13 protein-coding genes are annotated in these 16,370 nt (G+C 58.8%); 7 read left to right on the top strand and 6 right to left on the bottom strand.

Translation table 11 applies throughout. From position 1 onward, the window contains the following. Positions 1-47: 47 nt before the first annotated feature. On the bottom strand, positions 48-923 hold the full coding sequence (locus BM348_RS17820; protein ID WP_092906993.1) for an SMP-30/gluconolactonase/LRE family protein: 876 nt from the start codon (positions 921-923) through the stop codon (positions 48-50). A gap of 91 nt (positions 924-1,014) precedes the next feature. Then, complete coding sequence (locus BM348_RS17815; protein ID WP_092906991.1) at positions 1,015-1,374, bottom strand: hypothetical protein; 360 nt, start codon at positions 1,372-1,374, stop codon at positions 1,015-1,017. A gap of 856 nt (positions 1,375-2,230) precedes the next feature. On the opposite strand from BM348_RS17815, the gene BM348_RS17810 reads away from it, so the two are divergent. From BM348_RS17810 to BM348_RS17800, 3 genes are all read left to right on the top strand, one after another. Next, a complete protein-coding gene (locus BM348_RS17810; protein WP_092906989.1) occupies positions 2,231-2,995 on the top strand; it encodes an IclR family transcriptional regulator in 765 nt (254 codons plus the stop codon). 197 nt (positions 2,996-3,192) lie between these two features. Next, a complete protein-coding gene (locus tag BM348_RS17805; protein WP_175507242.1) occupies positions 3,193-4,962 on the top strand; it encodes a Na+/H+ antiporter NhaC family protein in 1,770 nt (589 codons plus the stop codon). Positions 4,963-5,151: 189 nt separating this feature from the next. Further along, the gene (locus tag BM348_RS17800; RefSeq protein ID WP_092906987.1) at positions 5,152-6,153 is read left to right on the top strand and encodes an asparaginase; all 1,002 of its coding nucleotides are present in this window, start codon (positions 5,152-5,154) and stop codon (positions 6,151-6,153) included. A 43-nt stretch (positions 6,154-6,196) separates the two neighbouring features. Here BM348_RS17800 and BM348_RS17795 read toward each other — a convergent pair whose 3' ends face one another. Together BM348_RS17795 and BM348_RS17785 are read right to left on the bottom strand one after the other, a co-directional pair. Next, entirely contained in the window at positions 6,197-7,393 is a 1,197-nt protein-coding gene (locus tag BM348_RS17795) for an FAD-dependent oxidoreductase (RefSeq protein ID WP_092906985.1), read from the bottom strand. Between the two features lie 489 nt (positions 7,394-7,882). Then, entirely contained in the window at positions 7,883-8,158 is a 276-nt protein-coding gene (locus BM348_RS17785) for a helix-turn-helix transcriptional regulator (RefSeq protein ID WP_092906981.1), read from the bottom strand. Between the two features lie 270 nt (positions 8,159-8,428). On the opposite strand from BM348_RS17785, the gene BM348_RS17780 reads away from it, so the two are divergent. Further along, on the top strand, positions 8,429-9,136 hold the full coding sequence (locus tag BM348_RS17780; RefSeq protein WP_092906979.1) for a helix-turn-helix domain-containing protein: 708 nt from the start codon (positions 8,429-8,431) through the stop codon (positions 9,134-9,136). A gap of 131 nt (positions 9,137-9,267) precedes the next feature. Here BM348_RS17780 and BM348_RS17775 read toward each other — a convergent pair whose 3' ends face one another. Together BM348_RS17775 and rdfA are read right to left on the bottom strand one after the other, a co-directional pair. Next, positions 9,268-11,217, bottom strand: coding sequence for an archaea-specific SMC-related protein (locus BM348_RS17775; protein ID WP_092906977.1), 1,950 nt, complete (start codon positions 11,215-11,217; stop codon positions 9,268-9,270). A gap of 78 nt (positions 11,218-11,295) precedes the next feature. Next, positions 11,296-11,913 (bottom strand): rod-determining factor RdfA, encoded by a 618-nt coding sequence (rdfA, locus tag BM348_RS17770; protein ID WP_092906975.1) that lies wholly within the window; start codon positions 11,911-11,913, stop codon positions 11,296-11,298. A gap of 262 nt (positions 11,914-12,175) precedes the next feature. Between rdfA and BM348_RS17765 the strand changes: the two genes are divergently transcribed. From BM348_RS17765 to BM348_RS17755, 3 genes are all read left to right on the top strand, one after another. Next, positions 12,176-13,321 (top strand): acyl-CoA dehydrogenase family protein, encoded by a 1,146-nt coding sequence (locus BM348_RS17765; RefSeq protein ID WP_092906973.1) that lies wholly within the window; start codon positions 12,176-12,178, stop codon positions 13,319-13,321. A gap of 119 nt (positions 13,322-13,440) precedes the next feature. Then, positions 13,441-15,126: an acyl-CoA mutase large subunit family protein gene (locus tag BM348_RS17760; RefSeq protein WP_092906971.1), complete on the top strand. Its 1,686-nt coding sequence runs from the start codon at positions 13,441-13,443 to the stop codon at positions 15,124-15,126. 191 nt (positions 15,127-15,317) lie between these two features. Beyond that, positions 15,318-16,361, top strand: a complete 1,044-nt coding sequence (locus BM348_RS17755; protein WP_092906969.1) for a zinc-binding dehydrogenase — start codon at positions 15,318-15,320, stop codon at positions 16,359-16,361. Positions 16,362-16,370 lie beyond the last annotated feature (9 nt).

Below are 16,370 nucleotides of genomic sequence, written 5' to 3'. Positions count from 1 at the left end.
CGCGGGTTTTGAGAACCTTCGTTCGCTTCTGGGTAGGGCCCGTTCGCTTACTCGATCCCAATCCTCGATCGGAACTCGGGAACGCCGGCGGCGTCGATTTCGGAGCCGGGAACGCGAAACAGCACCCCAGCTCCGTCTCCTTCCGCGTCGCGCGTTCCGCCGTCGAGCGCGGTCGTAACGTACAGATCCGCGTACTTCGAACCACCGAACGTAACCGAGGACACCTTTCGGGCCGGAAGTTCGTACTCGGCGCGGACGGCACCCGTCGAATCGTATCGCAGGATTCGACCGCCGTTCCAACGCGCCGACCAGATGTGTCCGTTTTCGTCGACTGTCATCCCGTCCGGGACCCCGTCGTCGGGCGGCGTTTCGACGAACGTCCGCTGGGCGGATATCTCCCCAGTAGTCCTGTCGTAATCGAACGCGTAGATCCGATTCGCTTCCGATTCCGTGAAGTAGAACGTCTCCTCGTCGGTCGTGAATCCCATTCCGTTCGGAATGTCGACATTCTCGAGGACGACTTGAACGGTACCATCGGGATCGATGCGGTAGAGGTCCCCCAGCGCGTTTTCGCCGGGCATCGTGCCACAGAACACGCGCCCCTCGGGGTCGGCGATTACGTCGTTGAATCGCGTGCTCGAGTCGACTCGGACGACGGGGTCGGCGTCGACCGATCCGGGTTGCAGGCGACGAACCACTCCGTGCTCGAAAAGCAGCAGGCAGCCGTCGTCCTCGATGGTAAATCCACCCAGCGGCGAGTCGTCGGTCTCGTAGGCGACGGCATTTTCGCCCGTTTCGGGATCGTAGCGGTACAGTACGCCCACGGGAATGTCCACCCAGAAAAGCGCCGCCTCCCCGGGGTGCCACAACGGTCCTTCACCCGTCCCGGCGCAGGGATCGACAATCCGCTCTAACGCCTGCATATCTGGACGTTCTCACGTACGTACTTGAATACACAGGGGCGAGTATGCGAACGGCTGGACCACCCTTCGAGACGGTTCTCTTCGTCGAGAGTTACATCCCCGCACCGCTGAACAGCGGTTCGCGGAATAGCAGGAGGAAGACGTTGTTACTCGCGAAGAAGGCGTAACTCGAGACGACCGCGGTGACGAAGCCGACGTCGAACGGTCTCGAGAGGAGGTGCCCGACCGCGACGATTATCGCCGCGTACGTGACCGCTGCGAGGGCGACGCCGACCAACCCGATGCTCTCGTAGAACATGACCGTGATGGGGTTCAACTCTCGAGCGTACGGGACGAGAAACAACTGCATAGTCGCCATGAGGTCGACGAACCACACGAGGTAAAACGCCTTTCGTAACCGCGGTCCGCCGGGTCGATCCGGATTTCGGGCGTGGGATGTCGCTACCGACATAGTAGTACGCTACTCGAAGCGACTGCGCCGGTTAGGGCTTAAGCTTGCTTCTGCCGGACTGGAAACGATCCGAAGCGGTAAATCGCTCGAAAAAAACTCCGGGCAGGCAGGGTGGACCGAAAACGAGTCTTGTCAGTGCAGAACTCGTTGGCTACTGGCTGTAATAGAATTAGATATATTTACCCAGTATAAGTCAGTAAATCACATTATAATAGTAGTATAAAAGGAGTGCAAGAAGATATATTTTGATAGCTGACTAAACATCATATATATCGAACGTATTGAATAGCGTGTATGAGAGTGACCTATTGAAACTTCAATTAATATGACGAATGCCATCTGTATCTCCACAGCAGCTAGTTTATACCGTCGTCCAATGATTCATAGATTCGGTATCTCGGTATAGAAATGGCTACTGATAATAATAATGCAAGTTATGAATATAGATAGTAAACATCATCCGCGGTGAGATATAGTAATCACCTTATATGATATATACTGTGTAAATATTTTTGTTGTTGAGTGCTACCTGAGTGCAACGAGCCAAACGAGTAATGGCTATTGGAAAACTGAAATTAGCGAGCATAATTCTATGTTTTATAGAATAGATGTCCCCGTCAGTCGAACAATCGAATTACACACATACTTGTGTAATGAAATCGGTGTCATCATGGTACTATACTTGCTGTTATCGTGCTTCAATAGCCAAAATTCGGTGCTTTCGAGCGTTGTTCTACGACCTTAGAATTTAGCGCTCTCGAACTCTAAAGCCGTCTACTATGAACGAGAGCCACACGGACAAAAGAGATCGTTCTACAATATATGGATTTAAGTAGTCTCCCGTAACAGAGAGAGTATGGCTCCCAGTCAACTTTTAACGACGACCGAGACGTCGTTAGCGGTCATCGAAACGATTCAGGAACTCGATGGGGCGACGCCACCGGAACTGGCGGAGGCGCTCGAGCGGTCCGAGAGCACAATATACAAACACCTGTACACGCTCGGGAAGCACGGATACGTTGTCGCTGACGACGACGAATATCACCTCGGCGGGCGATTCTACGATATCGGTATGTACGTCCGCAACCGCTCTAAAGTGTACGAACTGGCCGGAAAGTACGTCGTCGAGCTCGTCGAGCAATCTAACGAGGAGTCCGATTTCGGAATCGAACAGAACGGCCGAATCGTCACCCTGTTCGACGCGGTCGGTCCGTCCGCAAAACCGAGCTCCAGGCTCAACAACTACGAGTACATACACGCTACGGCGATCGGGAAGGCGATTCTGGCACGCCTGCCCGACTCACGAATCGATGACATCGTCGATCAGTGGGGGCTCCCCCAACTCACCGAGAGCACGATTACGTCTCGAGCGGCACTCGAGGCCGAACTCGATCGGGTCCGAGACCGTGGCTACGCGATCAACGACCAAGAGTCGATATTGGGAAAGCGGGTGGCTGGTGTCGTCGCCGAAGGTCCGTCAGGGAGTATCATCGGCGGATTCACGGTCTCCGGACCGGACTACAGGATCGAGGACGCTGATCTCCACCAGGAGTTCCCGGATATCTTGCAGCGGGTGGTCCCCAAATTCGAGGCGGAACTCGCCTCACAGGAGTTGGGCTGACTCGCTATCTCTGGACGATCCGAGACGACGATCACTGTTCCCACCCTCGAAATCCAAAATAATCTCTAATTCCACAAGCTAATCGGAGATATTATTGAACGTCACCAATCGAATTCCGCCAATCGATTGCAGATGGACGCTTTCCGAAACTGCATTCAAAAGGTTAAAGTACGAGAACCGGACTCGTAGGAGAATGTATGCCATACGAATCATTGCCGTTCGCAGCGCTAGCATTGGCACCTCCATTGCTCGCGATCGTACTCGCGATGTACACGCGACAGGTGTTGGTGTCGCTGTTCGCCGGCGTTTGGATCGGTGCGTTGATGATCGCCGACTGGAACCCGATAGCCGCAACGGCGCTATCGATGGACTGGCTCGTCGAAGTCGTCAGATCGCCGTTCGATACCAAATTCTTGCTCTTGATCATGTTCATGGGGGCCGGGGCCGCGTTTATTTACAAATCGGGCGGTATTCTCGCCCTCGAGAACTGGATCGGAGACCATGTTACTACCGCCCGTGACTCGCAGGTGCTCACCTGGCTCATCGGAATCTTCATCTTCTTCGATTCGTATACGAGTACGATCGTGACCGGGAACGCCACTCGAGAACTCTCCCAGGAGAACAATACGTCCCGGGAGATGCACGCGTACGTGCTGGACTCGACGACTTCGCCCGTCACGACGTTCGGTCCCGTTTCGAACTGGATAGGGTATCAGGTCTCGATGATCATCGTCGGGTTCGAGGCCGCGCGATTTACGGCCGAGGAAGTTGGGATTACAGCGTTCGGCCTGTTCTTACAGAGCATTCCGTGGAACATCTACTGCTTTCTGGCGTTTTTCATGGTCGGATTCATTTCGATCACCCAGCGATTCTACGGCCCGATGCTGAACGCGGAGTGGCGCGCCAGGAAAGAAAAGAAGACCCGACGAGACGACGCGACGCCCCTCTCGGATATTGAGACCGACGTCGGTGAGCCAAGCGAGAAGAACCCGACGCTGATCAATTTCTTCGCGCCGATCCTTTCTCTTCTGGTGGTCGGACTCGTCTCGATGTGGTGGCTCGGTGGAGGCCACCAGTCCGGCGTCGATATCGCGACTGCGTTCCAGGAAACCGATGTGGCACTCGGCTTGCTCTACGGTTCGTTCGCGTTCATGGTCGTCGGTATGGTCGGTTCTATCGGTTTCGGGACGATGGACCTCGAGGAGGCGAGTGATACCGTAATTAGCGGGTTCAAGACGATGATGATCGCGGCGGCGATCATCGTGCTGGCCTGGAGTATCGGCCACGCGGCTGAACAGGTTGGGACAGCCCAGTACATCGTCGACGTGATGGTCAACAGCGGCGTCCCGGGTTCGTTCCTGCCGCTACTGATCTTCCTCGCCGCGATGTTCATCGCGTTTACGACGGGAACGTCGTGGGGAACCATGGCTATTCTGACGCCGCTCGCGATTCCGCTCGGCTACGAGCTATCCGGGCTATCGATTCTCCCGGTCCTCGTTGGCGTCCTGTTCGGTGGCGCGATCTGGGGCGATCACGTCTCACCCATCAGTGATACGACTGTCATGTCCTCGATTTTCGCCGGTTCGGATCACATCGATCACGTGCGCACGCAGATTCCGTTCGCGATGACCGCAGCAGGTGTGACGGTACTGATGTTGCTTTTGTACGCGATCGGAATTACCTCCGCGGTCGTCCTCCTGCCGCTTTCGATAGTGGTTACGGCGGTCGCGGTCGTCGCGCTGAACAAGGTCGACGCACGGCGCAAAGACCTCCCCGAAGTCATGCCGACAACCGAGGCGATCGACAGCGGGGAGATAAACGTCGAGGCGCTCGAGAACGGAACTCGAACCGAGGAGACACGTATCAACGGGACCTACAAGTTCTTCGAGTCGATTCCGGTGATTTCGATCGGTATCGTCGTCGGATATCTCTGTCTGGTCTTCGCGTTCATGCAACTCGGCTACTGACCATCACACAGGTTTTCTATTGGCACTGCGAAGCGTTCGGCTCCTACCGGTTTGGTCGGCTCCGGTTGTTATCGACTTCCCTGACTGGACCACGTGATAGCCGGTAACCCGAATCGCTTCGACTCGGCTCTGGACGCAAACCCGTAGTTAATCATAATCGCTATACGTTTCGTTCGAACAATACGACGTATGCCGACTGTCTACGTCATTGCCACCGGTGGGACAATTGCCAGCACCTCGAGCGAACGCGGCACGGTTCCGACGGAATCGGTCCAAGAGTTGATGGACGCCTCGCTGGAGGGGGTCGACCACGTCGACCTCGAGTTGGTCCAACTCGCGCAAATACCGAGTTCGGAGCTGACGATCGCCGATCTCGAGGCGCTCGGAAATCGCGTTCGAGACGTCGCCGATGACGCTGACGGCGTAGTCGTCCTCCACGGAACCGATACGATCGAAGAGACCGCCTACTTCCTCGACCTCGTTCTCGAGGAGACCGTCCCGGTCGTTCTCACGGGCGCACAACGAGCGAACGATAGCCTGAACCCCGACGGACCGGCAAACGTTCGCGGAGCCCTCGCCGCGGCGAGTCACGATCACGTTCGATCCGGGACCTACGTCTTCTTCAACGATCGACTCCATGCGGCTCGACCGGTAACCAAAGCTCACAGCACAAATCTCGACGCGTACGACTCCGGCAATTACGGTATCGTTGCCGAGCGAACGCCCGAGGGGTTCTGGTTCTACCGTCGGCCCGAGAGTCTCACAGCATCGATCCCGGCTGAAACGGTGACGGCAACTGTCGATATCGTTCCCACGTCGACGGGAACGACGGGTGCGCAGATCGAGACCGCCCTCGAGCGCGGCGTCGACGGGATCGTCGTCGACGCGCTCGGATTGGGAAACGTCCCCGCCGGGGTCGCGGACGCTATCGACGATGCGATCGACGACGGTATCGTCGTCTCGATCGCGACGAGATGTCGGAACGGCGTCGTCTCGCCCGTATACGGATCCGATGGGGGAGCCGCAGTCCTCGCGGAAAAAGGCGTCCTGTTCGCATCGAATCTCCCGGCACACAAGGCCCGAATCAAACTGCTGGTCGCCCTGTCGTATTATTCCCCACGGACCGTCGACCGAGCGTTCGACTCTCGCACGTTCGAGGGACACGGATACCAGTCGTCGGAGTCAGAGTGAGACGTGCCGGTCGAATTGTCAGACTGGGACTGAATACGTTTCGTCACGAGTAGCGGCCACAGCGAATTCGGTCCGCCAACCGCTCGGCAACCGCGAACTCGCGCGGCACGGAAAGCGAAGTCGGCTCCGGTTCTAGCACTTCTTCTACCAGTTCGCACGCCTTCGCTGCGGAGCCCCAGGAGAGGGTGACGCCGGCACCACCGTGGCCGCAGTTGTGCACGACTGGACGACCATCGAGCGAAACGCGCTCGAGCCGAACGCCCTGGCCATCGGGGTCACGAACGGGTCGGAACCCGTAGCGGCCGGTCAGCTCTCCTCGTTCGAGTGTCACGCCAGCGTACGTCTCGAGGAGCTCCTGGTTCAGGTCGATGATGCGTGATGGCACCTCGACTCCGCCAACCGACCGGGAACGACCCGGAACGTCTCCGTTCCACTCGTCGTCCGGCGAGACCTCTATTCGACTGCCGCCCAGCACGAGCGTGTCCATCCGAGGATAGGCATACACTTCGCCAGCCGTTCCGTCCCCGACAGCGTCGGGATCTGGCGTATAGTTGTACGAAAACGGCTCGCCATCATCGTTTCGGACGAGCTGAACTCCATCTGCGAGCACCTGATGTCCGACGTGAACCGTCCACGGCCGTGGATCCGGGAACAAGTCTCGAGCGCCGAGTCCGGTGCAGTTCACAAGCGCCTCGCCGGGAAGGTTGCGACAGTCGTCTCGAGTGAGCGAGCGTTCGAATACGTGCCCGCCGATGGACTCGTAGAGGGCATAACAGCGGGAGAGATACGCCGGGAGTTCGGCGAAGTAGGCCTCGAACTGCCACCCGAAGACGGATCGGGCGTCCGGACGTTTCGGGTGCCGTCCGACCTCGGACAGGCGTCGAAATCCGCTCACGATCTCCGCGTACGAAGGATCGGCACGATCTCGTTCGTAGACGACGAAATGTGCCTGCTGGCGGATTCCCATCGATCCCGAGTCCGCGAACAGTCGGAATACGTCCTGGGAAATCGAAAGCGCCTGCCGCTGTTCCGACATGGTTACCGACGCCGGCTTGATCGATGCAGCGGCGTACGGCGTCGCAAACCGCGGCGCTGGCTCGTCCCGGAACGGGATCTTTTCGGTATAGATGGCGGTCGAATACCCTCGTAACTCGAGATAGAGTGCAGTTGAGATTCCGATGACACCGCCGCCGAGAACCGCGACATCGATATACGGATCCGTTTGTTCGGCTCGCTGCATACTCACACGACGAAGGCGCAGCCGATATTCGTTGTGATAGGGAACGGACCGATCTTCGGTGCCATCGCCAGCGTGAATTCGACTTCTGCGTACGCGACTCGAGTACGAAAGCGGGCCGCGGAGTGGAAACGACTCGTTTCTGGACCCAAATCTCGCTCGAGCCGTCTGTCGAAGACCCAGCCAGCCGTGATCGGCCCCATCTCGACTGTTTTGTCGGGGGTACCCTTTTCACCAGTACCGTGCCGTTCGATCGGATTTAATATTGCATTATATCATTTATAGAAGCTGCATTGGCCGCCCAGGGACGCTCAAACCCTCATATTCCTGCGATAGATGGCTAACTCAATTCACTGCACTAAAGGACAGTTTAGTGCAGTACTTTTCTGCATCCCGATTCCCTCTCCCACCGCGTGATCCCTCTCTCGAGAATTTGGCCAGCGTGCCCTCAGCGGCGAAAATATTGGCGTGAAGCGGCAGTCCCTGTTCGTCTCAGACGTCGATGTACTGGTTCTCCCACTCGCGGCGGGCTTCGATCTCACGTCGACCTCGCCGCGTGGTCGTATAGAAGTTCGTCCGTTGATCGAGTTCGCCTTTTTCGACCAACCCCTTCTCGACGAGCGTGTCGAGATTCGGATACAGCCGGCCGTGATGAATCTCCTTTTCGTAGTAGTCCTCGAGTTCGTCTTTGATTGCGAGCCCGTGTGGCTCGTCCAGTCCTTCGATTACTAACAGCAAGTCACGTTGGAATCCAGTGAGGTCGTACATTCATTGAACTAGTTCGTCCCAATAATCATAAATTCATTGTTTTACGATTATGACTGATCTGGCTGACTTCACTCGGTCCGTCCCGAGAAGTATCGTTCGCGCTCGAGGACGGCGTTTCTCGGACGATCTGTTCTCCCCCGAGTGTTGGACACCACATCGAATCTCTCGAGCGTACTGGCATCTTAACGTTTATATAACTGCTCGTTGATACGCTTCGTCGACGTTCTTCATTTCGGCACCGTTAAATACTGTTTGGCACATTATTTACATATGGTCGAAGCACGGGACAAACTGGCCGAAAAAATCGCGGGTGAGATCGCCCTAAGTGAAGATCCGGGTGCGACGCTTCGAAAGTGGCGCACGGATTTCGAGATCGCACAGAACGATCTCGCCGACGAGCTCGACGTCTCCGTCTCTGTCATTTCGGATTACGAAACGGGTCGACGAGAGAACCCGGGAAGCGGAACGATCCGGCGCACGGTCAAGGCCTTGCTCGATATCGACGAGTACCGCGGCGGCGCTCACATTCGCCAGCACACGCGGGCGCTCTCTGCCGGGGTCGATAGCGGAATTATTCTGGATCTACACGAATATCGTGCGAACGTTTCGCTCGCACAGTGTTACGAGAACATCGAGGCGACGGAGGTCGAGACAGGGGAACGCACGACCGTCGCAGGACACACGGTCGTCGACAGCGTCGAGGCGATCAGACACCTCTCGAGCAGCGAGTTTTACAACCTCTACGGACAGAGCACCAATCGTGCGCTCGTCTTTACGAACAACACCTCGGGGAAGGGAGCGCTCGTGGCGCTGCGAGTGATCAATCCGACGCCGAACGCCGTCGTCCTCCACGGGGTGAGCGAGGCGGAGCTGTGGGAGTACGCGCCCGATCTCGCCCGCAGCGAAAACATCTCCCTCGCCGTGACGACGATAGACATCGATTTACTTCTCGAACGACTCCGAGACGCTCCGGAGTGACGATTCTGTTTCTCGTAATCGGCGATCAGCTGCCAAAAACTGTTTCCGCACAGAATAGACGTTACACCCGTATCTGTGTAACGTAGTTCGGATCGGAAGTCGTCGTGTCACCCCGTTTGAGGCTCGAGCGGCTATATCTCGGTGACGTAGTGATGGGACTCGGGGAGCGGTTCGGCGTCTTCGGGAAGCAAGGCGACGACGAGACAGTCGACGTACTCCTCGAAGTACTCGACGACCGAGGCGATCCGGTCGGAGTCGATCGCCTCGAGCGAGTCGAGCAACATGAACGGAACGACCTCGTAGACGTTGTGAACCAGATAGCCGGCCAGCGCGAAGACGAGGCCGGTCACCTCCCGTTCGCTTTCCGAGAGGTGTCCGATCGTGTCCTCGTAGGTCGCTCCGTCGTCGGTGGTTCGAACGACGTGGAGGTCGAAGGCGGTCTTCGAGACAGTGGATCGACCTTCTCGAACGTTCGTTTCGCGACGCTCGATCCAGATTCGGTCGATGTTCGCGTACTCGAGGACGCCGAGGATCGACTCCATGTGGTCGTTGAACGCGTCGATCGCATCCGATTCGATTCGTTCGACGCGGGTACGTAACTCCGTTAACTCCTGTTCGAGTTCTGCGCGTCTTTCGGACAGATCCGCTCGTTCGTCGACCGCCGTCTCGAGCTCTTCGATGCGACCCTCGACGCGCTCTCGGTCCGAACGTCGCTCCTCGAGTTCGAGTTCGACACGGTTAAGCTCGCGGTGTGTCTCGAGAACGTCGCTGTAATCCGTGTCCTCGAACGATTCCGCCTCGCTCTCGAGTCGTTCGACCCGCTCGCGGAGTCGGTCCCGTTCGTCCACGAGCGAGTCGATCTGTTCGTCTCGCAGTTCGATTTCGTCCTCGATCGACGACAGTTTCCGCTCGAGTCGGCTCCGACGCTGGGCGTTTTCCTGTATCGTCGCCTTTCGTGTTGCCAACTCGTCGATCGTGTCCTGTACGTCGTTGCGCTCTGCAAGCGTCTGTTGATGAAGCGATTGCAGTCGTTCGAGCGTCGATTCGATGCGGTCGCGTTCGACGCTCGACCCGCAGGTCCAGCAGACGATTTCGTCAGACGTTTCGACTAACTGGTCCGTGAGTTCAGCCGAATCGGCAGGCGCACCGAGTTCGCCCTCCAAGGCGACACCGTCTCCCGACAGCCGATTCTCGTTGAACTGTATGACGTTCTGAAGCTCGGTGAGCTTCGAATCCAACGATCGCTTCCGCTCTCGAAGCTCCGAAATACGACCGTCTAACTGGTCGGGCGATTCAGTGTCGTCGGCCGTCTGCTCGTCTATCGTTTCCTCGAGTTCTTCCCGCTCTCGCTCGAGTTCTGCCAGGCTCTCTCGTTCGGTTTCCAGATCGTATTCGACGGATTCGAGTTCCTTGCGCGCGTCTCGAAGCTGCTCGAAGGCCGTTTCGAGTTCGTCCTTTCGCGTTCGGCTCTCGTCGACGTTGATCTCGTGTTCTTCGAGTTCGGTCTCGAGTTCGCCGATCCGCGCCGTGAGGCGATCGATTTCCTCGTCGATGGAGACTCGTTCTGACTCGAGATCGGGCAGTTCCTCCTCGAGGCGTTCGAGTTCGGCGATTCGGTCGTCGAGTTCCCGTTTCTCGGTTTCGAGGGCGCTGATCTCGGCTTCGATTTCGTCAGTATCGATTGGCCGCATGATGATCTCTCGGAGGTCGTCACCGCGGCCGACCGCTCGCCTCGCCTCGTTCGATTCGAGGAGAAACGCGAAGAGGTCTGCGAGCTCCGGATCCTCGAGGTACGGATCGCCGTCGAAGGAGACGCCGCCGTTCTGGCGAAACAGCGATCGGGTGTACTCGTCGTCTCCGAACGTCAACTCGACTGCTCCCCTATCCGCGTCGCCCTTGAGCGAGGACTGCTCGCTTCCGAGTGCAGCCATAATCGCCTGCAGAAACGACGTTCGGTTGGTCGCGTTTCGTCCCGTGAGGACGTTCACGCCCGGATGTAGCCGAACCGATGTTTCGTCGATCCCGCCAATATTTTCGGCGGTGAGATCGATAGTCGATTCGAGTGACCTCGCTGTTGACATTGCCCGCAGATTTGTGTTCCCTGTATAAATAACCATCACCAGCGACGGGTCTCGCGTGTCGATACACCGGAACGCTTCTCACGGCGTACACTCACAGCCACCCGTATCGATGAGTTCGTCGACGGTGTAGGTCGTTCCACACTCCTCACAGACGACCGTCACCGAGACGAGCACGTCGTACTGGCGATCCGTGAGCAATCCGGCCCGAACCAGTTCCCCGACGGTCGAATCCGTAACGACCTGGGTCCGACTCGCCAGACGCTGGATGGTCTCTTTCTTTCGGTCTCGTCTCGATTCGTCGTCGTCATCTTTCGGGAGTTCGGCTTCCCTGACCGTCGTGAGATACGTGTGGATCGCCTGGTGGGTGACGAAATCTGATCGAACCTCGTCGATGTCGACCCCGGTGCGCTCTAAGCCCCGTCGTTTCCGAATCCGCTCTGCGGAACTGCCCTCCTGGTCGGTCAGTATCTCGTAGGTGTTCTCGACGTCTCGTCGTGTCGGTGTGCCGCCGGCTTCTCGAAGCGCTTTCTGGAGAATCGCGATATTGAACTCGGTCGCGAGGTCGCGCAGACTCGTTCGATTCCCGCCGTCGCCGAGCCACTCGGCCTCGAGTCGGGCCCCCCACTCGTCGAGATCGTAGGTATCGATCACTCGCTCGACCTTCGTTCGTCGGCGGCTATCCGACTCACCTGTCATAGGATACGCATCGTCGTCCCGCGATACAAATGTTCCGAATGCCATCGTTTCGGTCGTTATCTGCCTCTGTTGGGTGCGAGACCGTGAACAAATTATTAGTAGAACGCACTCGCTCTGGGCTGACTCCCAGAGATGGACCGATCGAGCATTCGTCCCGAAAGTAGCCGCTATACACTAGCAATGCGTATTCGATTACACAGATATGCGCGTAATGGATCGGTCGAGACCTGACCTTTACTATCTGCACGATAGATACTGAGGTATGTCCCTCACGAACGAACAACGGCTGATCAGAGATACCGTCAGGGAGTTCGTCGAATCGGAGGTTAGCGAGGCTGCATCGACAGCCGAGAGCGAACAGCAGTTTCCTGAAGCCGTCTGGGACGGCCTCGCAGAACTCGACCTGACGGGGCTGACCGTCCCGACGGAGTACGGCGGAATCGACGTCGACGAACTCACCTACAGCATCGTCAACGAGGAACTCGCGGCGGGCCACCTCGCGGTCGCGACGGCCCTTTCGGTCCACTGTCTCGCGACTTCCTGCATCCGCACGTTCGGCTCGGAGGCCCACAAAGAGCGGTGGCTTCCGTCGATGGCCGACGGTCGTCCGGTCGGCGCCTTCGCGCTGTCCGAACCCCACGCCGGATCGAATCCAGCCGAGATGACGACTGAGGCCCGCCTCGAGGAAAGTTTGGGTGATGACAACAGCGACGAGTACGTCATCGACGGAACGAAACAGTGGATCACGAACGGCGAACGCGCTGGCGTCGTTATTCTTTTCGCCAAAACCGACCGGGACGATCCGGGGACAATCACCCAGTTTCTCGTGCCCAAAGACGCGGACGGGCTCTCGGTCGGGAAGAAAGAGGACAAACTCGGGCTTCGAGCGAGCGATACGACGACGCTGGTGTTCGACGACGTCCGTATCCCAGCTGAAAACCGCCTCACTGCTGTCGGCGACGGGTTGCAAGCCGCTTTCTCGATTCTCACCGGCGGCCGTATCGCGATCGCGAGTCAGGCCGTCGGCGTCGCCCGAGCCGCTCTCGAGGACGCTGTCGCCTACGCGAACGAACGCGAGCAGTTCGGCGACCCGATCATCGAACACCAGGCGATCGGACAGAAACTCGCGGACATGCAGACGAACGTCCAGGCCGCACGGTTGCTGGCTCGAGACGCCGCCCGAAAGAACGAGGACGGGGTCGATCCGATGGCCGCCAGCATGGCGAAGTACTTCGCGAGCGAGACGGCTGTCGACGTCGCAGGCGAGGCCATTCAGGTCCACGGCGGCTACGGCTATACGACCGATTTCGACGTCGAGCGCTACTATCGCGACGCGAAGATAACGACGATCTACGAGGGCACTTCCGAGATCCAAAAGAAGATTATCGCCGGCCATCTAAAGCAATAAATCAGACGGGTACGGTTTGGATCGACCACGGACCGTCGAATCAACGCGAACAAATCCCGCTCAAAAATATAAATAAACGAGAACAAGAATTTAGAGCGTCGGGACCATCATAGACGACCATGTATGACCGAGACGACCTCGAGGCGGTTCGCGACCACCGCAGTCGGTGGGAGAGCGAAACCCTGGAGGCCGACGAACGGAAGGATCGGTTCGCGACGGTATCGAATCACGAAGTCGACCGTCTCTACACGCCCGCGGACGTCGCAGACCTAGACTACGAGTCGGATCTTGGGTTTCCGGGCGAACCGCCGTTTACCCGCGGCCCGTATCCGACGATGTACCGCGGGCGAACGTGGACGATGCGCCAGTTCGCCGGGTTCGGGACCGCCGAGGAGACGAACGAACGCTTTCAGTATCTGATCGACGAGGGTCAGACGGGACTGTCAGTCGCCTTCGATATGCCCACGCTGATGGGAATCGATTCGGACGATCCGATGAGCGAGGGCGAAGTCGGCAAAGAGGGCGTCGCCGTCGATACGCTGGCCGACTTCGAAGTGCTGTTCGACGGGATCGACATCGACGAGATCTCGACCTCGTTTACGATCAATCCCTCCGCGGCGGTCATTTACGCGATGTACGTCGCGCTGGCGGACCGACAGGGCGTTCCGCGCTCGGAACTGCGCGGGACCCTCCAGAACGACATGTTCAAGGAGTTCATCGCCCAGAAGGAGTGGGTGATCCCGCCCGAACCGTCGCTGTCGATCGTTACGGACACCATCGAGTTCGCAGTCGAGGAAACGCCGTCGTTTCACCCCGTCTCGGTCTCCGGCTATCACATTCGAGAGGCTGGCTCGACGGCCGCCCAGGAGGCGGCGTTCACGCTCGCCGACGGCTTCGCCTACGTCGAGGACTGTCTCGAGCGCGGTCTCGATGTCGACGAGTTCGCGCCGCTGCTGTCCTTTTTCTTCAACTCTCACAACTCGATCTTCGAGGAGGTCGCGAAGTATCGCGCGTCGCGGCGGCTCTACGCGCACGTGATGAACGAGTGGTACGGCGCCGAGCGCCGGGAATCCAGACGACTGAAGTTCCACACGCAGACCGCCGGCCAGTCGCTGACGGCCCAACAGCCGCTCAACAACATCGTCCGGGTGACGATTCAGGCGCTCGCGGGCGTTCTCGGCGGGACCCAGTCGCTGCACACGAACAGCTTCGACGAGGCGCTGGCGCTGCCGAGCGAGGAGGCGGTTCGCGTCGCGCTCAGAACCCAGCAGATCATCGCCGAGGAGTCGGGCGCCGCGGACATCGTTGACCCGCTCGGCGGGAGCTTCGCGATCGAAGCGTTGACCGACGAGATGGAGGCGGCGATGATGGACTACCTCGAGGAGATCAAATCGATCGGCGACGGCTCCGTCCGCGACGGCATCCTCCAGGGGATCGACGAGGGCTACTTCCACCGAGAGATCCAAGAGTCGAGCTACGAGTACCAACAGCGCGTCGAACGCGGCGAGGAGGTCGTCGTCGGCGTCAACGAGTACACGATCGAAGAGGACACCTCGCCCGAGATCCTCCAGGTCGACGAGATGGCGCGCGACCGACAGCTCGAGCGACTCGAGCGCGTCAAATCCGAACGCGACGACGCCGAAGTCGAGGCGGCGCTCGAGGACCTCTCGCGTCGACTCGAGGAGGGTGAGAACGTCATGCCGCCGATCGTCGACGCAGTAAAAGCCTACGCGACGATGGGAGAGATCATGCAGGTCTTCGAGGAGAAATACGGCTCCTACCAGGAAGCCGTGAGCCTCGCCTAGCACGTCGTCTCGAGCGGCTTTGAGGCGGCTTCCGTCGGTCGTTCTTTGATAACGGCTCTGACAGCTGTGGGACGTACTCGTCGTTCACACCACCGTCGGCGCGCTCATTTGCCGGGTCCAGATGCCTACGGCCCGCGGCTCCCGTCGCCGGTTCCACCAGAATTATCCCCCACGTTCACAATTACCAGCGTATGGACGCCATCACAGTCACGGAACACGGCGGCACGGATGGACTCGAGTACGGATCGGTTCCGGATCCGGAGCCCGCCCGCGATGAGGTTTTAGTCGACATCAAAGCCGGTGCGCTCAATCACCTCGATGTCTGGGTGCGCCGCGGACTACCGGGACTCGACCTCGAACTTCCACACGTCACCGGGAGCGACGGGGCCGGCATCGTCGAACGCGTCGGCGAGGACGTGACACAGTACGAAGCCGGGGATCGAGTCGCGCTCTCGGCCGGCGTCTCCTGTGGCGAGTGCGAGTTCTGTCGCGACGGCGAAGCCTCGCTCTGTAAGACCTTTCACATCATCGGCGAGCACGTGCCGGGCGTTCACAGCGAGTACGCTGCGATCCCGGAGGAGAATTTGATCTCGGTCCCGGAGCACGTCGACTGGGAGACCGCGGGGTCGTCGTCGCTCGTTTTCCAGACCGCCTGGCGGATGTTGATCGACCGCGCCGAACTCTCCGCGGGCGAGAACATCCTCGTTTTGGGCGCGAGCGGTGGGGTCGGCCACGCGGCGCTCCAGATCGCCGACTACGCAGGGGCGGAGATCTACGCGACCGGAAGCAGCGAACAGAAACTCGAGTACGCGCGCGAACACGGGGCAGATTACGTCTGCAACTACGAGGAGGAGAACTTCGCCGACTGGGTCCTCGAGGAGACCGGCGGCCGTGGCGTCGACGTCGTCGTCGAACACGTCGGCGAACCGACCTGGCGCGATTCGATCAAGAGTCTGGCGAAAGGCGGGCGGCTGGTGACCTGCGGCGGGACCGCAGGCGGTGCGCCCGAGACGGATATCCAGCGCATCTTCTGGAATCAGCTGAACATCATGGGCTCGACGATGGCGACGCCGGGCGAAGTCGACGACGTGATGGAACTCGTCTGGGACGGCACCTTCGAGCCGGCGATTCGAGATGTTCTCCCAATGAGCGAGGCGTCTCGGGCCCACGAGATGCTACAGAACCGAGAAGGATTCGGGAAAGTGGTGGTCAAACCGGACAGCGAAATGGACTAATCACGTCGT

This window comes from Halostagnicola kamekurae (genome assembly GCF_900116205.1).
Lineage (GTDB): Archaea > Halobacteriota > Halobacteria > Halobacteriales > Natrialbaceae > Halostagnicola > Halostagnicola kamekurae.
This window is presented reverse-complemented; position numbering and strand designations above follow the sequence as displayed.